Source organism: Aeromonas sp. MTB (assembly GCF_056632455.1).
In genome coordinates, this window is record NZ_CP147026.1 from 3,742,874 (window position 1) to 3,765,618 (window position 22,745).

Sequence of the window (22,745 nt, forward strand, 5' to 3'; positions counted from 1 at the left end):
TAAAAAATAAGGAATATCTTTATACCCACGGCCATGGTGCCCTGCAAGGCAATTAACGCCGGGGTGAGGAGATGGGGCAAAGCCCGGATGATTGCGGTCGGAAGAGGAGATGGCTGACTGATGGCCCGGCAAACAGCGGGATGCTGATCGCCGGGCATCAGGGATCAAGCGGCGGTCACGGTCAACTCATTGGTGACCTGATCCGCTGGCGCTAACTGACACTCCAGAGCCGTCAGTTTGTCGCTGATGAGCTTGTAGAAACGGTTGAGGGTCCGCTCCACTTCTACCTGGTGCTTCTTGGGGATCGGCTTGTCCAGCCACTCGCCATCAGCATTGTAGAAACCGAGCTGATAGTGGTAACGGAAATGGTGATCGTCCTGCTCCAGCACCAGCCACCAGCCCCAGAACTCCCGTTTGTCCGGCGCCGGCTTGGCGCTGACACAGACCGACAGGCAGTCGAAACGATAACGCCCCTCTTCGCAGAGATCTTCGCGCAAATAGGGGCCAATGGCAGCAAACTGCCTCAGCAGTCGCTTGTAGGTCACTCTTTCAGACATGTTAACCTCCCTGTTAAACAAGCCGCGCCACCTCGGGATGGCGTCAGTTCTTTAGCGCAATGTCAGGTACACAAATGCTGTTTCAGCCACTCGACGATTTCGTCCAGCGCCTTGTCATACACCTCCAGCAAAGGCTGTTTGTCGAATACGATGGCCTTGCCGTTACGACTGGCCGCCGCCAATGCCCGTACATCCTGCTCGGGACAAATAAAATCTCGCTTGTGTCCAATACTCAATATCGGCACTGAGGTGCGAGTCCCCAGTAATCCTTGCGTTTTAAGTGAAAATACCTGGCACTTGGTGCGCATGCCGTCCCACTGCGCCGCATCCGCCCCCAACCGGTTGGCCAGACTATCCCGCATCATGCGCGGACACTTGGCAAACAGCTCCTGATTGGTAAACACCTGATTGACCCCGGCGCCGACACAGACCACGGTGCGCAGCTTGAACGGTTCGATAAAGGCCAGTCTGGCTGCGATATTGCCCGCCAGACGCATCCCCACCATGGCGATACGCTGATGATCGACCCAGGCCACTTCGGAGAGGTAATGGAGCACCGCCTGATGGAGACGGCTGGTATCCTGCACCAGCGGCCAATGCTCGGCATAGCCAACCCCGGGCATATCGAGGGAGAGCATGCCGATACCGTTGGGCTCGAGCCGTTTGAGATAGAAGTTGAGGAAATCGAGCTGCAGGGAGTCGATCCCGCCACTGATGATCACCAGCGGCACCGGTTTTTCGGTCGTCGGCAGGTGGAGATAACCCTGAATATGCTTGCCGCGAAAAGGCACCTGGATCTCTTTGAGCGGCACCTTGAACAGGCGGCCCGCCTCGCGATAGGCCATGTTGCCAAGCAGCTGGGCTTGATCCGCCAGCTCGTCATCCTTGAGATGGGGATAGCTGGCGATGGAGTAGTAACGCACCGCCTTGAGCAGCTGTTTCAAGGCGCCAGAAGGATCACCCTTCTCGCGCAGTTCGCGGCCCTGCTTGAAATAGTTGCCAGCCACCTGACTCCACTCGTAGATCCAGTTGCCGGGCACATAGCCCTTGATGGTATCGAGATAGCAATCGTGGGTGCGCTCGCCGGTCGCCATGGCGATACGGGCCAGGGTCTGCTCCACTTCGATGGGATCAGCCCCCTGCCAGGTCCAGGAGGGGCGGCGCAGCAGGCGATACCAGCTCTTTGACATGGAGCCGTCGATAAACATCTCGTCTGACTCGGCTTGCGCCAGATCAGCCGCACTGGAGTTGGAGATCTCGGATGTTTCCAATACCTTCTTGACGCGGGTAAAGAGCTGTTCGGTCAGGTTTAGGTCTTCGTTCAAGTCCAAGATAGTGTCCCATTCATATCAGGCAATAGCTCATCTTAACCACTTTTACTGCCCATCAGCCACCCTGCAACAGATTGATACACAAAAAAACAGGGCTCCAAATTGGAGCCCTGTGAAACCATTATTGCCGGTTGCGACCAATGGACGCAGCGAGCGTCACATCCCGATCCCGTTACTTTTCGTCGCAGATCGGTGTGGCGAACTCCAGTGCCATATCCCACGGCTGTTCAATCCAGGTATCCTGCGGGATCGCCACTTCGAAATCGTCCAGCAGCGCTTCGCCCATCGGCTTGGCGAAAATCGCGATGAACTTGGCTTTCGGGTAGAGCTCGCGGATCGCCTTGGCGGTAGTGCCGGTGTCCACCAGATCTTCCACCACCAACCAACCTTCGCCGTCACCGGCGGTGGTGGCAGCCTTCACGACCACCAGCTCGCGCTGGCTGTCATGGTCATAGCTGGAGATGCAGAGGGTTTCCACATTACGAATGCCAAGTTCACGGGCCATCAGGGCTGCGGGCACCAGGCCACCACGGCTGACCGCGATGATACCTTTCCACTGGCTGACAGGCAGCTGACGACGGGCCAGACGGCGAGCTTCACGTTGCAGGTTGTCCCACGACACATAGAACTTTTTCGGCATGTTATCGATCTCGAATAGTTATTTAAAAACAATCACTTAAAATAACAACATCCGCAATTATCCCTGCGGATGCCAGTAAATGGCGGCCCTTGCCCGACTGAATTCAGATTGCACTTCGGCTGCCTCAGGGCTAAGCCTCGGCAGCAAATCTGATAACAATGGAAGCAAGATGGGCTTATCCGGCGATCGGTTAGATGATGTGTCCAAACCGCGGACAGGCTGTTGGGCCGATATGATAGCACCGTTTGCAGGGAAAATGCCTGGCAAACGTATGCCAAAAACAGGAAAAATCGGCATCACCCTCTCCATTCGGCACATCTAGAGCGCCAAACGACTAACCTGCCGTTCCTGCTGCCGAGTCCAAATGGGCTGTGCGGCAAATCGCAGATAAAAAAATAGCAGGGGGAGGATTTACCTCACGCACCTGCTGCTTTCTCGCCTCTGCCTGGTTGGGCAGCTCGTCTTAGCGACGAGTGACGAAGGGGTTAGGGTAGCTGAAACCCTGGGTATACAAAGAGGGGGCAAACCAATAGGTTGAGTTGCTGCCTGGCATATTGAAACTCCTGATTGCTTAACAAGTTACGTACCTTTAATGCGGGCTCAAATCCTTGAACGAACACTCGGTTCCATGGAGGCGCACTTGCTTTGCTTCGGTTCCCTGGAGGCTTTCATCGTCATCCTGACGGGTGGCGAACCACGGGAGCTAATTTACCAGTCGGTGCGTTAAATTCAATATTTTTGTGAGATCGGTCACACATTTTCTTTTCTATCGGTCAGCGTCGTCCGAACCTGACGATCGTACTGCCTGGTTGCCATCAGCCAGCACAAGCTGCCTGCGATTTGCGCTGATTGCTCACATTTTTGTGTGATTGACTGTATTATCGTTATCCTCTTCCCCGGCCCGCTGATGGGGCCCTGTTAATTCCGTGCTGGTAAGGAGTCCCGACGTGGCACAGCTTAGCTCTCTCTCTCCCAAACTGATTTGGCATTTCTTCGAACAGATCTGCTCCATTCCCCACCCTTCCAAACATGAAGCCAAACTGAGCGCCTGGATCATCCAATGGGCTCAAGGGGAAGGTCTGGCGGTCAAGCAGGACAAGGTCGGCAACATCATCATCAAGAAACCGGCCACCCCGGGGATGGAAAACCGCAAAGCCGTGGTACTGCAGGCCCACATCGACATGGTGCCGCAGGCCAACGCCGACACCAAACACGACTTCGCGACCGATCCCATCGATGCCTATGTCGATGGCGAGTGGGTCACTGCCCGTGGCACCACCCTGGGTGCTGATAACGGCATCGGCATGGCCGGTTGCCTTGCAGTACTGGCTGACAAGACCATCAAGCACGGCCCGCTGGAAGTGCTGCTGACCACAGACGAAGAGACCGGCATGACCGGCGCTTTCGGTCTGGAAGCGGGCTGGCTGGAGGGCGAAATTCTGCTCAACACCGACTCTGAAGAGGATGGCGAGGTCTACATGGGCTGCGCTGGCGGTGTGGATGCCAATATCCGCTTCCCGCTCGAGCTGGTTGATGCTGCTGAAGGTGAAGCGTTCGAGCTGGCGGTCAAAGGGCTGCGTGGCGGCCACTCCGGTTGCGATATCCATCGCGGCCGTGGCAACGCCAACAAGCTGCTGGTGCGTCTGCTCAAAGCAGCCGAGCCGCTGAGTGTTCGTCTGGCCGAGATCCACGGCGGCACCTTGCGCAACGCCATCCCGCGCGAAGCCCGTGCCACCCTGCTGGTACCTGCTGCCAGCGTAAACGAGTTCAAGGCGCTGGTTGACCGCTACACCGGGATCTACCAGACCGAACTGGCCGCCACCGAGCCGAACCTGACCGTGCTGGTCAACAGCGCCGCCAAACCGGCCAAGTTGATGAGCGTCTCTCTGCAGCAGCGCCTGCTGGATGCCCTGATGGCCTGCCCGAACGGCGTGATGCGCATGAGCGATGCCATGCCCGGCGTGACCGAAACCTCTACCAACCTGGGGGTCATCAAGACTCAGGATGGCGAAGTGTACGTCCAGTGCCTGATCCGCTCCCTGATTGACTCCGGCCGCGAGAGCATCGAGCAGATGACCCGCTCCCTGTTCACCCTGGCAGGCGCCAGCTGCGAATTCACCGGTGCCTACCCGGGTTGGGCGCCGAACGTGGACTCCCCCGTCATGGCGCTGGTACGTAACAGCTACCAGACCCTGTTCGGCACCATGCCCAACGTCATGGTGATCCATGCCGGTCTCGAGTGCGGTCTGTTCAAGAGCGCCTATCCGGATTGGGACATGGTCTCCTTTGGCCCGACCATCCGCGGTGCCCACTCCCCTGACGAGAAGGTACATATCCCGGCGGTCGAGCGTTTCTGGCAACTGCTGGTGCACGTGCTGGAAGCGATTCCGGCCAAGTAAGCCAGCCCGGATAAAACAACAAAACAAAGCCCCGCACTGCTGCGGGGCTTTTTGTTGTCTGTTCCAACCTGACGTTGGCGCTTACCGGATGCCGCGCGCCTCGCGGATCCACTCCCAGGCTTGCTGGATCTCCTGGGTCTTCTCCTTGGCCATCTCCATCATCTCCGGCGGCAGCCCTTTGGCGGCCAGTTTGTCCGGGTGATGCTTGCTCATCTCCTTGCGGTAGGCGCGCTTGATATCCTGATCGCTGTCGCTCTCGCTCACCCCCAGCAACTGGTAGGCATTCTTGAGGCGATCCGCAGAGGGTGCCGCCTGCCGATACTGCTGACCACCGGAATGGCCCCCCTGATACTGGCCATGAGCCTGATTGAAGAAGTTCATCTGCGCCTCGGCCATCGCCAGAATGCGGGCCAACTCAATGCGGCTGAAACCCAGCTCGTCGGCAATGGTATGCAGAATGGCGCGCTCGCCCTCCTCCACCCGCCCGTCGGCAAAGGCCGCCTGCAACTGCACCTCGAGGAAGAAGCGCAGGATATCGCGCTGCCCCAGACTGGCACGGCGGAACTCGGCCAGGGTCTCGCGCAGCGGGAAGTCGGCCTCCTTACCGAGACGAAACGACTCCTGCGCCCGGGCACGCTGTTCGCCCGCCAGCCGCATCCGATCCATCAGGTTGGAGGCAACCCGGATCTCCTGTTCGGTCACCTGACCGCTTGACTTGGCGATGTGACCCATCACCGAGAAGGTGGCATGGAAGAAGACGGCTTGCTGCTCATGACTCGGGCCGCGACGAAACGCCCCCTGCAACCCCATGCCACGGTCGAAACGGTGGCCGATCCAGAGGCCAATCAGGGCTCCGATGATATTGCCGAGCAGAAAACCGAAGAAGGCGCCCAGCACCTTACCCCAAATACGCATGGTTCAAGACCTCTTGAAGTTAATGAGTGCAGGCCTGGAGCTGGTCATCCAGCTCGCGCAGTCGATCGACCGTGCCGATATCGCGCCACTCGCCAGCGAGCAGGCTGCCGCCCACCCGCCCTTGCGCCATCCAGTCACGGAGCAGGGGCGCCAGCTTGCGGGCGCCGCCCGCGAGACCGGCAAAGGCCGCCGGATCATATAGTCCGACCCCGCTGAAGGTAAACGCTGGCGTATCCACGACTCGCCCTTCTTGCAGGGCAAAGTCCCCGCTCGGGTGCTGGGGCGGATTGGGCACCAGCCAGAGGTGGGCCAGATCATCGCCAAGGGGCTGGCTGACCAGAGTGTGATAATCGAGATCGAGCCAAGTATCGCCGTTGATCACCAAAAAGGGTTCAGAGCCCAGCAGCGGCAGCGCCTGCACAATGCCGCCCGCGGTCTCCAGCGCACTCTCCTCGGCTGACCAGTGGATGGTCACGCCCAGCGCACTGCCATCACCAAGGCTCTCGACCAGCTTGTGGCCGAGCCAGGCGTGGTTGATCACCAGCTCGGTCACGCCAGCTGACTTCAACTTTTCGATATGGTGGACGATAAGCGGTTTGCCCCCCACCGCCAGCAGCGGCTTGGGCAGCAGGTCGGTCAGCGGGCGCATCCGCTCGCCACGGCCAGCGGCCAGGATCATCGCCTTCATGATTTAACTCCAGCATTGGCGATCCCCGGCAACACCACCTGCTCCAGCCACTGACCAAAACGGGCCAGTACCGGATAGGCACTACCATGAGTACGACAGACATCCACCACATAGCCGAGGGTACGGGGAATATCCTTGAGATAGCCGGACTTGCCGTCGCGATGATAGAGCCGGGTGAAGATCCCCGCCGCTTTGAGGTGGCGCTGCATGCCGGTCAGGTCGGCATCACGACGGAAACTGGCATAATCGAGCTCGCCAAGCAGACCCGCCTGTTGCAGGATGGCAAAGCCGTGACGCATCCCTTCATCGATCACTTCGTCCGGCCAACGTATGTAGCAATCTTTAAGCAAGGAGACCAGATCATAGGTGAGCGGCCCGATGACCATATCCTGAAAATCGATGATGGCCAGCCGGCTGCTCTCGGGGGTATCACCGCCGCACACCATCAGGTTGCGACTGTGGAAGTCACGGTGCATGACCCCTTGCGGCTGGGCCAGATTGCAGGCGGTGAGGCAGGCAAAGGTCTCGTCCAGCAGTTTCTGATCTTCATAGCTCAGAGTCAGTTGCAGATGATGACCCAGCAGCCACTCGGGGAAAATGCTGTTTTCCCGCTCCATAAAAGCTGCATCGAAGGGTTCAAGCGCCAGTTCAACCGCCCCCAGGCGGGGCAGCAAATCAATCGCCTTGCCATACCAGGCCAGCACGTTTTGCTCGTTCAGGCAGCTGATCAGCTGTGTATCGCCCAGATCACTGACCGCCAGCAGCCCCTGTTCGTAGTCCACCGCCTTCACCTCTGGCGCCAACAGCTGACGCGCCTGCAAGGCGGCCGCGTTACGAACAAACTCATGATTTTTTTCGGTTTTCGGATTGGCATCCACCCACACAAGACCACCACCACGAGAGTAGCGGCGGAAGCTGGCATCACCGGAAATGAGGGTCAACTGAAGATTGGCATCACCGGAAATCCGGCGTGCCCACTGCAATAGCAGGGAATCGCGATCGTGCATAAGTAGAGGACCAAGGTGGAAAGCAGCACTTGGCTGTTAGCCCTGGCCGCAATAATGCTTTATCATTGCCGGCTAACATAAAGCAATGACATGCAATGTCAACTCGATGAAACCTGTCGTAAAATGCATGCCTTGGATCAACCGTATCTATCACGGATTGCACGAGTCTTTCACATGACAAAATGGACACTGGGGTACCGCTATCCCATCGCCCTGACTATCAGCCTGGCCCCCGCACTCACCCCTATGATGGTGCAGGCAGCCCCGTTCGAAGCGCCGCCAGCCACCGGCATTCTCGATAGTCTCTGCTATGACTATGTTCCCAAGATAGAGAAGCCTGCATCGGATCAGGATGCCAACGCACAGCCGGTCGAGGTTGATGCTGACCGTCTCGAGGCCAAACAGGGCGGCACCGCCGTCTATGAAGGTGACGTCAAGGTTCGTCAGGGTGTTCGCAAGTTTGACTCTGACTATGCCCAGCTCGACCAGAAGAGCCGGGATGTCATCGCCATCGGCAACATCTATTACAACGACGGTCAGGTGACCGTCACCAGCGACAAGACCCTCAAATCCAACCTGGATACCAAGAACTCCGAACTGGAAGAGGGCAAGTATCAGGTGCATGGCTCACCGGTGCGCGGCTTTGCCAAGCGCGTGGTGATGACCAACAACAACCAGAACATCACCATGGAGGGGGCCCAGTACACCACCTGCCCCCCCGGTCAGGAAGTGTGGACCCTCAAGGCGGGCAGTATCGACATCGACCAGAAAGAGGTGTTCGGCGAAGCCTGGAACGCCAGCCTCTGGCTCTATGACTACCCGGTGTTCTACTTCCCCTATATCAACTTCCCCATCAAGGATGAGCGGAAGACCGGTCTGCTCTACCCGGGTTACAAGCAAAGCTCCAGCAACGGCATGGATATCACCCAGCCCTTCTACTGGAACATTGCCCCCAACTATGATGCCACCATCACCTCCCGTTTTATGGACAAACGCGGCCTGATGGAGCAGGTGGAGTTCCGCTACATGCCGGACCCTGCCCACACCGGCACCCTCTATTTTGAAAATCTGGCGGATGACAAGCAGTACAGCCCGAGCAATCCGAGTCTGGCGGGCCTGTCCGATGGACATCGCTACCTGATGAACGTCCGCCACGGCTCCGCCCTGATGGATGGCAGCCTGCGTTTTGGTATCGACTACACCCAGGTGCGCGACAAGGACTACAACTATTTCAACGACTTCAGCCCGCAAGTGGGCACTCAGGTCGACAGCCAGTTGCAGCAATCCTTTACCGCCGGCTATTACCAGCCTAACTGGAACCTCACCTCCGAGGTGCGCCGCTACCAGATCCTGAGCCCATATGCGTTGCTGCCCCACGAGATGCTGCCGCGTATCGACTACAACTACTATCAGCAAGGCAAGTGGTTCGATCTGGCCTGGAACAGTGAACTAACCAAGTTTGGCTATGACAGTGGCAGTGCCGCCACTCTGCAAGCAGGTGAGCGCTATACCGCCACCCGCCTGCATCTGGCGCCAACCCTGACCGTGCCCCTGGTGGATGCACCGGGTTACTACCTGACCAGTCAGTACAAGCTGATGTTTACCTCCTACAACCAGGAGGTACCCGATAATCTGGTTAGCCAGGACCGCAGCCGCTTCACCGATGCAGATAGCAAACAGCTGACCCTGAAAGAGGGCACCATTACCCGTACTCTGCCCTCCTTCCGCCTCAAGGGGGGCGTCAACTTCGATCGGCCACTCGACTGGTATGATGGCAAGGGTACCCAGACCCTGGAACCCGAGTTCCAGTACCTCTATATCCCTTACAAAAATCAGGACGAGATCGGGATCTACGACTCCACCACCACCCGTCAGGATTACTACAGCCTGTTCAGTGATCGCCGCTTTGCCGGTCTCGACCGCATCAGCGATGCCAACCGGGTCACCGTTGGCCTGACCAGCCGGGTCTATGACAATGTGGGTGATGAACGGTTGCGTCTGGCGGTGGCCCAGGCCTTTGAGATGACGCCACCCAAGGTGCGCCTCTACCCTTCAAATCCGGAAAGCACCAACGCCCGCTCCCTGCTCTCGTTCGAGGGGGATGCCCGGATCACCGATGAGTGGTTTGCCCACGCGGGGACCCAGTACGATACCTCCGAGGGTGAATTTACGGCTGGCAACGGTGCAGTCGAGTACCGGACCGGCAAGCTGACCACTCAGGTCAACTACCGCTACATCAAGGATGGCAACCTGGACTATCGCTATCCGACCAACACGGCGCTGGCAGAAGATCTGAGCCAGGCGGGTCTGGTGATGATGGCGCCGATCGCCGATCAGTGGCAGATGTATGGCGGTTACTACCGTGACATCAAGCAGGATGTGAACATTGACCGCAAGATCGGTGTCAAATACGACTCCTGCTGCTGGAGCATCAACATGAGCCTGGAGTGGCACAATCAGCCGGACAACGTCACCCTGAAGCCCACTTCGGAAAAAGTCATTGGTCTGCAGTTTGAAATGAAGGGACTTGGCAGCGTGGGTACCGGTGGCCGCAGCGTCACACTGGATACCGAGCTGTTGCCCTATGTTCGCCCGTTTAATCTGAAAGGCCAGCAATGATGCTGGCCCAGCCTTGAGAGATGGATATGAAAAAGACCCTGATTGCCCTGCTGACCGCGGGAATGTTCGGTGCCATGAGCCAGGCCGCACTGGCTGCGCCCGAGCTGATGGACAAGGTGCTGGCCGTGGTCAACAAGGACGTGGTGCTGTCCAGCCAACAGGACGCACTGGTCAACAAGGTAAAACTCTCCGCCCAGGAGAGCGGCCAGTCCCTGCCTGACGATGCCACCCTGCGCAAACAGGCGCTGGATCGCCTGATCCAGGAGAGCCTGCAGCTGCAACTGGCGGAGCGCCAGGGGCTGAAGATCAGCGACACCCAGCTGGAACAGGCTATTCAGGGCATCGCCGCCGACAACAAGATGACCCTGGATCAGCTGCGGGCCCAGCTCGCCCGTGAAGGGATGACCTATGCCCAGTATCGGGAAGAGGTTCGCCGCGAGATCCTGATGAACGAGGTACGCCGCAATCAGGTGCGCCGCCGTATCAACATCTCTGAACAAGAGGTGAAGCAGGTGGTGGAGATCCTGAAGAAACAGGGTCAACAGCAGAACGAATACCACGTCGGCCATATCCAGATTGCTCTGCCGGACAACCCCACTGCCGCCCAGCTGGATGCCGCCAAGAGCAAGATCGAGCGCATTCTGGCCGCCCTCAAGCAAGGTGCCGACTTCCGCAAACTGGCCATTGCCGAGAGTAACGGTCCCAAGGCGCTGGAAGGGGGCGACTGGGGCTGGATGAGCCCGCAAGAGATGCCGACCCTGATGGCGGAAGCGGTACAGGGTGCCAAGAAGGGCGATATCGTCGGCCCGCTGCGCTCCGGTGCAGGCCTGCACATCGTCAAGGTGTTCGACACCAAGGGTCAGCAGCAAGTGATGCAGACCGAGGTGAAGGCCCGTCATATCCTGATCAAGCCCTCCATCATCCTGAGCGAAGAGAAAGCCAAGGGGATGCTGGATGGCATTCTGCACGACATCAAGAGCGGCAAGGCAAGCTTCGCCAGCATGGCGGAGAAGTACTCCGAAGATCCGGGCTCTGCGGTGCAGGGTGGCGAACTGGGCTGGTCTGATCCCAACGTCTATGTCCCCGAGTTCCGCGACATGGTCAACCGTCTGCAACCGGGCCAGATCAGTGCCCCGTTCCGTACCAGCCACGGCTGGCACATCGTGCAGGTGGAAGATCGCCGCAGCCAGGATGCGACCGACAAGGCTCAGGAGCAGCGCGCCTACCAGCTGATCTACAATCGCCGCTTCGTGGAAGAGTCCCAGGCGTGGCTGGATGAGCTGCGTGACGAGGCCTACATCCAGATCGAAGGAGCCGGTAGCTGATGAGCTGCCGTCGCCTTGCCGTTACCCCGGGCGAACCGGCCGGGATCGGCCCGGATCTGGTGCTGCAGATTTCCCGGCAGGATTGGCCCCACCAGTTGGTGGTGATCGCCGATCCGGCGCTGCTGTGCGAGCGGGCAGCTCAGCTTGGGCTCAGCATCGAGCTTGAACCCTACGATGCCGCCGCCCCTGCTCATCCGCAGCGGGCGGGCACTCTGACCGTCTGTCCGGTCTCCCTCGGTACCGCCGTGGTGCCGGGCGAGCTGAACGAAGGCAATGGCGCCTATGTGCTGGCGACCCTGCAGCGTGCCTGCGATGGCAACATGAGCGGCGAATTTGCCGCCGTGGTGACCGGGCCGGTGCACAAGGGGATCATCAACCAGGCCGGGGTCTCGTTCAGTGGCCACACCGAGTTCTTTGCCCAGCAATCCAACACCGCCGATGTGGTGATGATGCTGGCAACCGAGGGGCTGCGGGTCGCACTGGCAACCACCCATATTCCGCTGGCCTATGTGGCGATGGCCATCACCGAGGATCGCCTCGGCAAGGTGATCCGGATCCTCAATGAGGATCTCGCCACCAAGTTTGGCATCGCCAAACCCCGTATTTACGTCTGCGGCCTCAACCCCCATGCGGGGGAAGGTGGCCATCTTGGACGTGAAGAGATTGACGTGATCGAACCCGCCCTGGCCACCCTGCGCCAGGAAGGGATCGATCTGGTCGGCCCGTTGCCGGCCGACACCCTGTTCCAGGAGAAATACCTCAAGGATGCGGATGCGGTACTCGCCATGTACCACGACCAGGGGCTGCCTGTGCTCAAATACAAGGGCTTCGGCAGTTCGGTCAATATCACCCTGGGGCTTCCCTTCATCCGCACTTCGGTGGATCACGGCACCGCGCTGGATCTGGCAGGCAAGGGCCTGGCCGATCCGGGTAGCCTTGTCACCGCGATTAACCACGCCATCAAGATGGTAGAGAAAAAAAGATATGAGCAGTAAGGTGCACATGGGCCACACGGCCCGTAAGCGTTTCGGTCAGAACTTCTTGCACGACCGGTATGTGATCGATCAGATCGTCGCCGCCATCAACCCGCAGCCGGGTCAGAATCTGGTGGAGATCGGTCCGGGTCTGGCCGCGCTGACCGAGCCGGTCGCCGCCCAGATGGACAAAATGACCGTGGTCGAGCTTGACCGGGACCTGGCAGCTCGCCTGCGCGAGCACCCAACCCTCAAAGACAAGCTGACCGTCATCGAAGCGGACGCCATGCGTTTCGACTTCAGTACCCTGATGGGTGAAGGCAAGGGGCCGCTGCGCATCTTCGGCAACCTGCCCTACAACATCTCCACCCCGCTCATCTTCCACCTGTGCGAATTTGCCGACCGGGTTGAAGACATGCACTTCATGCTGCAAAAGGAAGTGGTGTTGCGTCTGGCCGCTGGCCCGGGCAGCAAGGCTTATGGCCGTCTGAGCGTGATGACCCAGTACTACTGCCAGGTGGTGCCGGTGCTGGAAGTGGGCCCAGGCGCCTTCAAACCGGCGCCGAAAGTGGACTCTGCCGTAGTTCGCCTGATCCCGCACAAGAACCCGACCATAGTCGCAAAAGACATTCGTTGTCTGAATCGCGTCTGTACCGAAGGCTTTGGCCAGCGTCGCAAGACCATCCGCAACAGCTTCTCCAACTTCATCACCGACGCCCAGCTGACCGAGCTTGGTATCGATGGCAACCTGCGCCCGGAGAATCTCTCCCTCGAGCAGTTTGTCATGATCGCCAACTGGCTGGCGGATCAGCAACAGGCCTGATCCGGTGGCACTCCCGCACATCGAGATCCGCCCATACCCCGTGTATGTGGCGGGCTCCAAAGACCCTAACCAGTTTCACTATCTGATCGAGATTGAGAATCTGGGGCCCGGCCCGGTGCAACTGCTGCATCGGCGCTGGCTCATCACCGATGCCAATGGCAAGATGCAGGAAGTGGCAGGCCCGGGCGTGGTCGGGGAACAACCCGTCATTGCCGAAGGTGAGACCTACCGCTACCAGAGCGGCGTGCCGCTGGCGACCCCGCTTGGGGTGATGGAAGGGAGCTATACCCTGCAAGATGGCTCTGGTCAGCAGTTTGAGGCGCCCATCGCCCCCTTCACGCTGGCCATCCCCAATATTATCAACTGAGGTTTCATGGCGAACTGTTTTGTCGGTGACATCCAGGGCTGTTACGACGACTTGCGCCGTCTGCTGGATCTTGCCGCGTTCGATCCCGACCAAGACGTGCTCTGGCTCTGCGGCGATCTGGTCGCCCGCGGCCCGGACTCCCTCAATACCCTGCGTTTTGTCAAAGGGCTGGGCAACCGCGCCGTTACCGTGCTCGGCAACCACGACCTGCACCTGCTGGCGGTCGCCGATGGCGTTGCACCGCTCAAGAAGAAAGACAAGCTGCAAAGCCTGATGGATGCCCCTGATCGGGATGAACTGCTGGAGTGGCTGCGCCACCGCCCGCTACTGGCCGAACATCCGGATCTGCCCATCATGATGGTGCATGCCGGGATCTCCCCCGCATGGGATGTCCGCACCGCGCGCAACTGCGCCCGCGAGGTAGAGAGCCTGCTGCGCGGCGACCAGTACAGCTGGCTGCTGCACAACATGTACGGCGACCAGCCCGATGGCTGGAAAGATGATCTGGTCGGGATCGACCGCTACCGCTACATCATCAACACCTTCACCCGGATGCGCTTCTGCTATTTCGACGGTCGTCTCGACTTCAAATGCAAGAAGGGTCCCAAGGAGTCGACCCCGGGCCTGCGCCCCTGGTTCGAGCAGCGCGAGCATCACGTGGATGACCCCATTCTGGTGTTCGGCCACTGGGCGGCCCTGATGGGCAACACCGGCAAGAGCGACATCAAGGCACTCGATACCGGCTGTGTCTGGGGCAACAGCCTGACCCTGTGGCGCTACGAGGATGATGCCCTGATCACCACCCCCTGCCCGGTTCACGCCAGCTAGGGGTAGCACGGCAATCAGGCGGTCGCGATCGCTGCCGCACGGATGGCTACAACCCGCTCCAATAACAAAGCCCGGCAATCTGCCGGGCTTTCTGTTTTAGGTTCCCTGTTTTCCGGCGAATGAAGTTACAACTTGCGCCCCAGCCGCTTCTCGATCTGGCGCCGCTCCCACTCCGGGCCAAACAGTTTGAAGGGCTGAAACACCCGAACAGCATGGGACGCCAACCCCAGTCCCCACCCCAGCGCCGGCCACCAGGCCCAGATGTACTCCGGATTGCTCAGGTAGTTGATGACAAACAGCCCGCAGATCACCACCACGTAGCTGGCAACATGGTGATAGAAGCCCTTGAGCGCCTCCACATAGCGCATTGCCGCCCGCTCCTCTGCCGATACCTGCACCGCATCCTGCCCCATAGTGTCACTTCCTCTCATCTCGCGCTCCTGTTGCTCTGACCCATCCAGTTGAGCCACATCGAGTTCAAAGACGGCGGCCAGGGCCTTGAGAGATTCCAGTCCGGGTTGCTGCCCCTGCTCGATCCGCTGGATAGTGCGGACACTCAAACCAGTCAACGTTGCCAACTGATCCTGAGACCAACCCCGTTGCAATCTCAACTTCCTGACGATCATCTCGAACTCCTTGTGGTAATTGACAGGGCCAGCATAGGGCTTACACCGCGAAAGGTGACACGACAGATAGCCGACATACATCTGACAGTCCTTTAAAATCAGATGGTTAAGATTTTGATCTTGTCAGCCAGCCGCTCGTTCCCCCAGAGATTGCACAAACCGTAACAGATAACCATCGGGATCCTGCAGCAAAAATTCGCGCTGCCCGGCCAGCATCTCGCCCACTGGATACCAGACCTCTGTGGGCTGCCGGAAAAGTGCAATCTCGGCGGCCTGCAATCGGTCGAGTAGCGGCTGGATCTCGGTCAGCTCCATCTGCAGATTGATCCCCCTACCGAACGGTGGCTCCAGCGCCCCGACCTGCCAACCCGCCGGATGTACCTGCTCCAGCATCAGTTGTACCTGTTGCTGTTCAAGATAAGCAAAAGGAGGGTCATCGCGCCGATAGCGGACCGAGAAGCCCAACAAACCGGTATAGAAAACCAGAGATCGAGCCAGATTGGTAACCGACAGCTCTGGTACCATGGGATTCCAATACACCTCATCCACCGCGACAGTAGGGTTCGTCATGGCTTACAGGCTCTGCATCAGCTCGGCGGCAATTTCAAAGGAGCGCAGCCGGGCCTGATGATCGACGATGGGCCCATTGAACATCAGCTCATCGGCGCGGGTTTCCGCCAGCAGCGCCTTGAGGCCATGACGAACCTGCTCCGGGTTGCCCACTAGCGAGCGGGCCAAGGTCTGCTCCATCGCAATCAGCTCACGGGGCGCCCACTCGTCGCCAAGCTGGACGACCGGCGCGGGCAGCTTGCCCACATCACCGCGATGAAGGCGCAAGAACTGCTGCTGCACGGTAGTGAACTGGAAGCGGGCCTCCCGCTCGCTATCGGCGGCGATCATGTTGATGCAGACCACCGCATGGGGCTTGGGCCAGCGCGCAGAGGGGCGATACTGGCTGCGGTAGATCTCCAGCGCCTGCAGCAGCATGGCGGGCGCGAAATGGGAGGCAAAACCGAACGGCAAGCCCATTGCCGCCGCCAGTTGTGCGCTGTAGAGGCTGGAGCCCAGCAGCCAGACTGGCAGATGCAGCCCCTGGCCGGGCACCGCCTGCACCGCGCCGATCTCATCGCCAAAATAGCTCATCAGCTCGCGCACATCGGCTGGGAAATCATCCACCTCACCGCTGCGCATACGTCGCAGCGCCCGCATGGTGCGCTGATCGGTCCCGGGGGCGCGACCAAGGCCCAAATCGATGCGGTCGGGATAGAGCGAAGCCAAGGTGCCAAACTGCTCGGCAATCACCAGCGGCGAGTGGTTCGGCAGCATGATGCCACCCGCCCCGATCCGCAGAGTGGTGGTGGCTTCGGCCAGATGACCGATCAGCACCGAGGTGGCGGCACTGGCAATGCCCGGCATGTTGTGATGTTCGGCCAGCCAGTAGCGCTGGTAACCCCAACCCTCGGCATGGCAGGCAAGATCCCGTGAACGGCGAAACGACTCGGCAGGCACGGAACCCTCGGCAACAGGCACCAGATCGAGCACGGAATAGGGGATGGCAGACATTGGTCACTCCATTGATTTACACACCAGTAACAAGTGGGGCAATGTAGCACGGGATACCTGAATGAATCACTATCTCCTGCCACACTCTGCCTGCCAAGCGGCAGCAATCGAACGGAACAAATCTCAGGCAAGTATTGTTTGAACGCTCATCCTGCTGGCCGCGCATGCCCAGGGGGCGTCATATTTTCTTACATTTGCGGGCTGGCCTGAGCGCCCCCGGCTGGTTATAACGGTGCCCCTATAGCGAAGGGGGAGCAATAGACTCCCCCTCACTCTTTGTCACACCACACTGTTCAGGTTATCTATGTCAAAATATCTCGTTCTGCTGGGCGCGCTGACGCTGTCCGGTTGCGCCCCCGCCACTGTCACTGAGCTCACCTCCGCAGATTCCTCGCTGCAACGATTCCAGATCGAGTGCAGTGCGCCGGATGATTGCCAGCAACAGGCAAGCTTGAGCTGTCCGCAGGGCTATCAGGAAACCGATCGCAGCCAGCACACCTTCACCAAGGTTCAGATGAGCATGGGGGGCACCGACCCGATGAGGGGATTTAGCCCGAGCTTCCCCCAGATCAGCACCTACACCATCCATACCCTGCTGGTGCAGTGTCCCCGCAAGCCGGCACAGCCCCACCCGCAGGGACACTGATGAGCAAGGGCCCGCAGGCCCTTCTCTCTTGTTACCCACACTCAGCCCACGGCGAATGACCCACACCTTGCAAGGCAGGACGTTTTGCGAATAACCCGCGTAATCCATCAAGCCCGGAGAAAAGAGGAAAAGCCATAAAAAAACGGTCAACCGAGGTTGACCGTTTTTCACTGCGCTGCGCCCTTAGAACAGCAGATGCGCTACACCGGCAATCACCGGCAGGGTAACCAGGGTGCGCAGCAGGAAGATAACGAACAGCTCCCACAGCTTGACCGGGATCTTGCTGCCCAGCAGCAGGGCGCCCACTTCCGACATATAGATCAGCTGGGTTACCGACATGGCGGCAATCACGAAGCGGGTCATATCGCTCTCGATGGTCGAGGCCAGCACCGCCGGAATAAACATGTCGGCAAAACCGACCATGATGGTCTTGGACGCCGCTTCAGCCTCCGGCAGTTGCAGCAGCTCCAGCAAGGGGACGAATGGGGCGCCAAGCCAGTTGAAGATAGGGGTATGTTCGGCCAGCATCAGGGCACAGGTACCGATCGCCATCACCACCGGCAGCACGCCAAACACCATATCCAGTGCATTCTTCACCCCTTCCCGCGCGACGGCGCCGAGATCAGTCATGCTGTCAGCCTTGGTCAGCGCACGCTCGAAACCATAGCTCATCACGCTGTGCTGGTACGGCACGGCTTCCTGCTTGCGGCACAGGGGAGTGCCATCGGCATAGATGTCCTTCTTCCAGCAGAGCGGTGGCAGACGCGGCACCACGATGGCCGCGACCACACCCGCCAGACAGACGGTCAGGTAGAAGGGGACAAACATGTGCTCCAGCTTCACCTGGGAGATCACCACCAGACAGAAGGTGATGGAGACCGCAGAGAAGGTGGTGCCAATCACCGCGGCTTCACGCTGGGTATAGAACTTACCTTCATACTGCTTGCTGGTCAGCAGGATGCCAACGCTGCCATCGCCAAGCCAGGAGGCAAAGCAGTCCACTGCGGAGCGACCCGGCAACCGGAACACCGGACGCATGATGCGGGTCATCATGGTGCCGACAAATTCCAGCAGCCCGAAATCAAGCAGCAACGGCAGCAACAGGCCGGCAAAAATAAAGACCGAAAACAGCACCGGCAGCAGATCGTTGAGCACCAGTCCACCGGTTGCGCCGGAGTAAAGCACCTCTGGCCCCACCTGGAAGAAGGTCAGCAGCACGAAGATACCGCCCAATACCCGCACGCAGGCCCAGAAAGGGGAGACATTGAACAAACTGTTGAGGAAAGGACGACGCACCAGAATCGCCGGCTTGAAAAACCAGGCAATCACCGTCATCAGCATGGTGGTGGTGATCACCGCACTGACCATGGCGACCAGATAATCGGCAAAAACACGCTGCACCAGCTTGGCCAGCACGGCCACCGGGATGGTGACGTTACCGTCATAGACGACCGGCGTCATGAACAACAGGATCCCGATAAGTGACGGAACCAGAAACATCAACAAGTTACGGCGAGTATTGACCGCAGGTGCTTCGAGACTCTTTTCCAACATGATATGACTGCCCTAATGTTACTTTTCCCTAGCCCGGCCAACCTGCGTATTCATGCATTAACCGGCAAAACGGGCGCAAGAATACTCTAAAAAAATGCACAAACAAGCCCTTAAGGCAGAAATCTGCGCATAAATATTTGCACAGGTAAACCTTCCATTAAAACAATAAGATACAGCGGCGCATATCGATTCAATCGACATCGCCAGATGATTGTTTCGTTATTGTTAATTTTGGTGGGCAGTATAATCAGTTATCAGTAGCAGGCAATAAGTGACATCACAAATATACCTAATGAGTTGCTGCTCGATAGACATAAAAAAACCGGAGCCTGTTCAGGCTCCGGTTTTCAATGAGAGTGACGGGGATCAGTCACGGACGTAGATGACTTCAACGCCATCATCTTCGTCGTCATCCCAATCGTCATCATCAAGCCCTTCATCGAAGGCAAGAGAGGCAGCCAGTGCTTCCGCTTCAGCCTTGGCCAGCTGGTTCTTGTGGTAGTCGTCCCACTTGAACTCCACCTTCTCGATGGCGTCTTTGGCATCTTCCGCCAGCTGACGGGGCATGGTATCCAGCAGATCCAGAATGTCGTAGCAGACCTTCTTGGTGCCTTCCTTGCTGATGGCAGTGATGGCATAGACCGGACCTTCGTGGTTCAGGGCCGCCTTGACGCGATCCATCACCTCCTGGGCTTCCTCTTCCAGGATCAGATCCATCTTGTTGAACACCAACCAGCGCGGCTTGCCAGCCAGTTCCGGGCTGTACTTCTCCAGCTCCTTGACGATGGTCACGGCATTTTCAGCAGGATCGGAGCCATCAACCGGGCAGATATCCACCAGGTGGATCAGCACGCGGCAGCGCTCGAGGTGTTTCAGGAAGCGGATACCCAAACCTGCACCTTCGGCAGCACCTTCGATCAGACCCGGGATATCGGCGATCACGAAGGAGCGGGAGTTCTCGCCACGCACCACACCCAGGTTCGGTACCAGAGTAGTGAAGGGGTAATCAGCTACTTTCGGGCGAGCCGCAGAAACGGCGCGAATAAAGGTAGACTTGCCTGCGTTGGGCAGACCCAGCATGCCGACATCGGCCAGCAGCAGCAGCTCCAGCTTCAGGGTACGCACTTCACCCGGAGTACCATTACTCTTCTGGCGGGGAGCACGGTTGACGGAGCTCTTGAAGCGGGTGTTGCCCAGACCGTGGAAACCACCTTTGGCAACCAGCAGCTTCTGCTCGTGGTGGGTCAGATCCCCCAGCAGTTCACCGGTATCCTCATCGGTCGCCCGGGTACCGACCGGCACACGCAGGATCTTGTCCTTGCCGCGGCGACCGGTACAGTTGGCGCTCTGGCCATTCTCACCGCGCTCGGCAGCATGGAAACGCTCGAAACGGTAGTCGATCAGGGTATTGAGGTTCTCGTCGGCGATCAGATATACGTCGCCACCGTCACCGCCGTCACCGCCGTCCGGACCACCGTTGGGAATATATTTTTCACGGCGAAAGCTTACACAACCGTTACCACCGTCACCGGCATCGACTCGAATCTGGACTTCATCAACAAACTTCATAGGTAACCGTCACCTTAATTCGAAAAACCGATACGCAATTATAGTGGTACAGACCCCTGCGGGCGATACGCATCTTGCCAATCATGCCCGTCAGAGCCAAAGTCAGCTGCGTTCCGTTTTTTCGTCAACGACATCAGAAAGACGTCAGAAAAACAAAAGCCCCGCCTGTTGGCGGGGCTTCGGATCCTTGCGGTCCGTAATTACTCAGCAACGATGCTAACGTACTTACGATTCAGCGGACCTTTAACTTCGAACAGGATTTTACCAGTCGCGGTTGCGAACAGGGTGTGATCCTTGCCCAGACCAACGTTGGTGCCAGCGTGGAACTTGGTACCACGTTGACGAACGATGATGCTGCCAGCCAGAACTGTTTCGCCGCCGAAACGCTTCACGCCCAGGCGTTTAGCTTCAGAATCGCGACCGTTGCGGGATGAACCGCCAGCTTTTTTGTGTGCCATTTATCGGACTCCTCTAATTAAGCGCTGATGCCAGTGATTTTGACTTCAGTGAACCACTGACGGTGGCCCGCTTGCTTACGATGGTGCTTACGACGACGGAACTTGACGATAGTCACTTTCTCGCCACGGCCGTGAGCCACAACTTCAGCTACAACCTTGCCACCTTCAACGAAAGGAGCACCTACTTTAAAAGTGTCGCCTGCAGCAACCATCAGAACTTCGTTGAAGTCGATGGTAGCGCCAGTCTCAACGTTCAGCTTTTCCAGACGAACGATTTGACCTTCGGCCACACGGTGTTGTTTTCCGCCGCTTTGGAATACCGCGTACATTTGATTAACTCCGTAAAGGCATGTCTTTTGCTCAAGGCTAGACATGCGCAAAAACCTATAACAATGGGCGGGCATTCTACGCAAATCGATCTGCTCAGGCAAGGCCAATTTAGCAAAAAGTTTATTTTGTGCGCATATCTGCCGCCGTGGATAAACGCCTAACTGTAACCCATTGTGAAATCGTGTAGAATCCCTGCCATTACTAAAATCGCAGTTATTGCTGCTGTCACGTTACGAGACTTATGGACCAACAGACTATCCGTGCGCTCTGTGCCGCCGACATGACGGCGGTCAATGAACTGATCCTGGCCCGACTCCAGTCCGACGTTAGTCTGATTAATCAGCTGGGTTTCTACATTGTCAGCGCCGGCGGGAAACGGATGCGCCCCATGCTGACCGTGATGGCTGCGCGTGCGCTGGGCTATGAGGGTGAGGATCACCTGAAACTGGCCGCCATCATCGAATTCATTCACACCTCTACCCTGCTGCATGACGACGTGGTCGACGAATCCGACCTGCGCCGTGGCAGGGAGACCGCCAACGCCATGTTTGGCAATGCCGCCAGCGTGCTGGTCGGTGACTACCTCTATAGCCGCTCCTTCCAGATGATGGCCGAACTCTCCAACCTGCGGGTGATGGAGATCCTCTCGGATGCCACCAACACCATCGCCGAAGGAGAAGTGTTGCAGCTGATGAACTGCAACGACCCGGATACCACCGAAGAGAGCTACATGACGGTCATCTACTGCAAGACCGCCAAGCTGTTCGAGGCCGCCACTCGCCTTGCAGCCGTGCTGACTCATCAGCCCGAGCCCGTCGAACAGGCCATGACCGATTACGGCAAGTATCTGGGCACCGCGTTCCAGATCATTGATGACGTGATGGACTACTGCTCCCAGAGCGAAGAGATGGGTAAGAACGTCGGAGACGATCTGGCCGAAGGCAAACCGACCCTGCCGCTGCTGCGCGCCATGGAAGTGGGCACGCCGGAAGAGCGCCAGCTGGTGCGCGATGCCATCGAGCACCGCAACGGCATGGAGCATCTTGAGCAGATCCTCGGCATTCTCGACCGTACCGGCGCGCTGGAGTACTCCCGCATGCGAGCCAGGGAAGAGGCCGACAAGGCCATTGCCGCCCTCGCCATCCTGCCGGACTCCCCGCACAAGCACGCGCTGGAAACACTGGCCCACATGGCCGTGCAGCGCAGTGCCTGAGTAAACGACATGCATGAAAAAAGAGGCCTTCGGCCTCTTTTTTATTGTCTGCTATCTGCTGGACAGTGCATTGCACCAGACTCAGCGACTCAGCATCCAGAGGATCACGCTACCTGCCACCACTAGCGAGCCGCCGATACGGCGCAACTGCTCCGGTGGCTGATCGCTCAGCAGCCGCAACATCTGCTGCCATGCCCTGGGCATCAACAACGGGCCGAGTCCCTCGAACAACAACAGCAATCCCAACCCCATCAGCATGGATGTCAGCATCCGACCTCCTTGAATGCAACCAGCCCCCCGGGTCGACGGCTGG

General features: G+C 58.5%; 23 protein-coding genes. 9 read left to right on the forward strand and 14 right to left on the reverse strand.

The window, feature by feature from the left end:
- Positions 1-164: 164 nt before the first annotated feature.
- From crl to gpt, 3 genes are all read right to left on the reverse strand, one after another.
- Entirely contained in the window at positions 165-557 is a 393-nt protein-coding gene (crl, locus tag WBR25_RS17050) for a sigma factor-binding protein Crl (RefSeq protein ID WP_005339003.1), read from the reverse strand.
- Between the two features lie 62 nt (positions 558-619).
- Positions 620-1,888, reverse strand: coding sequence for an esterase FrsA (gene frsA / locus WBR25_RS17055; RefSeq protein ID WP_005349360.1), 1,269 nt, complete (start codon positions 1,886-1,888; stop codon positions 620-622).
- A 172-nt stretch (positions 1,889-2,060) separates the two neighbouring features.
- A complete protein-coding gene (gene gpt / locus WBR25_RS17060) occupies positions 2,061-2,528 on the reverse strand; it encodes a xanthine phosphoribosyltransferase (protein WP_005339007.1) in 468 nt (155 codons plus the stop codon).
- 947 nt (positions 2,529-3,475) lie between these two features.
- Between gpt and WBR25_RS17065 the strand changes: the two genes are divergently transcribed.
- On the forward strand, positions 3,476-4,927 hold the full coding sequence (locus WBR25_RS17065) for an aminoacyl-histidine dipeptidase (protein WP_374878996.1): 1,452 nt from the start codon (positions 3,476-3,478) through the stop codon (positions 4,925-4,927).
- A gap of 81 nt (positions 4,928-5,008) precedes the next feature.
- On the opposite strand, the gene djlA is transcribed toward WBR25_RS17065, so the two are convergent.
- Genes djlA through WBR25_RS17080 form a run of 3 tightly spaced genes read right to left on the reverse strand, consistent with a single transcriptional unit; the run spans position 5,009 to position 7,537 of the window.
- Positions 5,009-5,842 carry a co-chaperone DjlA gene (gene djlA / locus WBR25_RS17070; RefSeq protein ID WP_479748698.1) on the reverse strand — a complete coding sequence of 278 codons (834 nt, stop codon included), beginning with the start codon at positions 5,840-5,842 and terminating at the stop codon, positions 5,009-5,011.
- A 19-nt stretch (positions 5,843-5,861) separates the two neighbouring features.
- Complete coding sequence (murU, locus tag WBR25_RS17075) at positions 5,862-6,530, reverse strand: N-acetylmuramate alpha-1-phosphate uridylyltransferase MurU (RefSeq protein WP_479748700.1); 669 nt, start codon at positions 6,528-6,530, stop codon at positions 5,862-5,864.
- Positions 6,527-7,537, reverse strand: coding sequence for an aminoglycoside phosphotransferase family protein (locus WBR25_RS17080; RefSeq protein WP_479748702.1), 1,011 nt, complete (start codon positions 7,535-7,537; stop codon positions 6,527-6,529). Before WBR25_RS17080 ends, murU begins: the two co-directional genes overlap by 4 nt.
- 174 nt (positions 7,538-7,711) lie before the next feature.
- Between WBR25_RS17080 and lptD the strand changes: the two genes are divergently transcribed.
- The 6 genes from lptD to WBR25_RS17110 are packed head-to-tail and all read left to right on the forward strand — an operon-like array spanning position 7,712 to position 14,473.
- On the forward strand, positions 7,712-10,156 hold the full coding sequence (gene lptD / locus WBR25_RS17085) for an LPS assembly protein LptD (protein ID WP_088870070.1): 2,445 nt from the start codon (positions 7,712-7,714) through the stop codon (positions 10,154-10,156).
- Positions 10,157-10,182: 26 nt separating this feature from the next.
- Positions 10,183-11,481, forward strand: coding sequence for a peptidylprolyl isomerase SurA (gene surA / locus WBR25_RS17090; protein WP_005349338.1), 1,299 nt, complete (start codon positions 10,183-10,185; stop codon positions 11,479-11,481).
- Complete coding sequence (gene pdxA / locus WBR25_RS17095; protein WP_320545380.1) at positions 11,481-12,476, forward strand: 4-hydroxythreonine-4-phosphate dehydrogenase PdxA; 996 nt, start codon at positions 11,481-11,483, stop codon at positions 12,474-12,476. The genes surA and pdxA overlap by 1 nt, the downstream gene beginning before the upstream one ends.
- Complete coding sequence (gene rsmA, locus WBR25_RS17100) at positions 12,466-13,278, forward strand: 16S rRNA (adenine(1518)-N(6)/adenine(1519)-N(6))-dimethyltransferase RsmA (RefSeq protein WP_040065075.1); 813 nt, start codon at positions 12,466-12,468, stop codon at positions 13,276-13,278. Before pdxA ends, rsmA begins: the two co-directional genes overlap by 11 nt.
- 4 nt (positions 13,279-13,282) lie before the next feature.
- Positions 13,283-13,645 (forward strand): Co2+/Mg2+ efflux protein ApaG, encoded by a 363-nt coding sequence (gene apaG / locus WBR25_RS17105; RefSeq protein WP_479748705.1) that lies wholly within the window; start codon positions 13,283-13,285, stop codon positions 13,643-13,645.
- A gap of 6 nt (positions 13,646-13,651) precedes the next feature.
- Positions 13,652-14,473, forward strand: coding sequence for a symmetrical bis(5'-nucleosyl)-tetraphosphatase (locus WBR25_RS17110; protein ID WP_069555848.1), 822 nt, complete (start codon positions 13,652-13,654; stop codon positions 14,471-14,473).
- Between the two features lie 125 nt (positions 14,474-14,598).
- Here the strand turns inward: WBR25_RS17110 and WBR25_RS17115 are convergent, their stop codons facing one another.
- The 3 genes from WBR25_RS17115 to WBR25_RS17125 all read right to left on the reverse strand — a co-directional run bounded on the left by WBR25_RS17115 (position 14,599) and on the right by WBR25_RS17125 (position 16,662).
- Entirely contained in the window at positions 14,599-15,099 is a 501-nt protein-coding gene (locus tag WBR25_RS17115; protein ID WP_201945831.1) for a 2TM domain-containing protein, read from the reverse strand.
- 123 nt (positions 15,100-15,222) lie between these two features.
- Positions 15,223-15,669, reverse strand: coding sequence for a bleomycin resistance protein (locus WBR25_RS17120; RefSeq protein ID WP_479748708.1), 447 nt, complete (start codon positions 15,667-15,669; stop codon positions 15,223-15,225).
- A 3-nt stretch (positions 15,670-15,672) separates the two neighbouring features.
- Positions 15,673-16,662, reverse strand: a complete 990-nt coding sequence (locus WBR25_RS17125; RefSeq protein ID WP_479748710.1) for a luciferase-like monooxygenase — start codon at positions 16,660-16,662, stop codon at positions 15,673-15,675.
- A gap of 304 nt (positions 16,663-16,966) precedes the next feature.
- Here WBR25_RS17125 and WBR25_RS17130 point away from each other — a divergent pair, with 304 nt between their 5' ends.
- Positions 16,967-17,308: a hypothetical protein gene (locus WBR25_RS17130; RefSeq protein ID WP_129504672.1), complete on the forward strand. Its 342-nt coding sequence runs from the start codon at positions 16,967-16,969 to the stop codon at positions 17,306-17,308.
- A 183-nt stretch (positions 17,309-17,491) separates the two neighbouring features.
- On the opposite strand, the gene WBR25_RS17135 is transcribed toward WBR25_RS17130, so the two are convergent.
- The 4 genes from WBR25_RS17135 to rplU all read right to left on the reverse strand — a co-directional run bounded on the left by WBR25_RS17135 (position 17,492) and on the right by rplU (position 21,218).
- Positions 17,492-18,862, reverse strand: coding sequence for a YjiH family protein (locus WBR25_RS17135; RefSeq protein ID WP_479748713.1), 1,371 nt, complete (start codon positions 18,860-18,862; stop codon positions 17,492-17,494).
- Between the two features lie 366 nt (positions 18,863-19,228).
- On the reverse strand, positions 19,229-20,431 hold the full coding sequence (cgtA, locus tag WBR25_RS17140) for an Obg family GTPase CgtA (protein WP_005339026.1): 1,203 nt from the start codon (positions 20,429-20,431) through the stop codon (positions 19,229-19,231).
- 200 nt (positions 20,432-20,631) lie between these two features.
- Complete coding sequence (rpmA, locus tag WBR25_RS17145) at positions 20,632-20,889, reverse strand: 50S ribosomal protein L27 (RefSeq protein ID WP_005339028.1); 258 nt, start codon at positions 20,887-20,889, stop codon at positions 20,632-20,634.
- Between the two features lie 17 nt (positions 20,890-20,906).
- Positions 20,907-21,218, reverse strand: coding sequence for a 50S ribosomal protein L21 (gene rplU, locus WBR25_RS17150; protein WP_005304210.1), 312 nt, complete (start codon positions 21,216-21,218; stop codon positions 20,907-20,909).
- 242 nt (positions 21,219-21,460) lie between these two features.
- On the opposite strand from rplU, the gene ispB reads away from it, so the two are divergent.
- Positions 21,461-22,432 carry an octaprenyl diphosphate synthase gene (gene ispB, locus WBR25_RS17155; protein WP_005339034.1) on the forward strand — a complete coding sequence of 324 codons (972 nt, stop codon included), beginning with the start codon at positions 21,461-21,463 and terminating at the stop codon, positions 22,430-22,432.
- A gap of 81 nt (positions 22,433-22,513) precedes the next feature.
- On the opposite strand, the gene WBR25_RS17160 is transcribed toward ispB, so the two are convergent.
- A complete protein-coding gene (locus WBR25_RS17160; RefSeq protein ID WP_005339036.1) occupies positions 22,514-22,702 on the reverse strand; it encodes a DUF2065 domain-containing protein in 189 nt (62 codons plus the stop codon).
- Positions 22,703-22,745 lie beyond the last annotated feature (43 nt).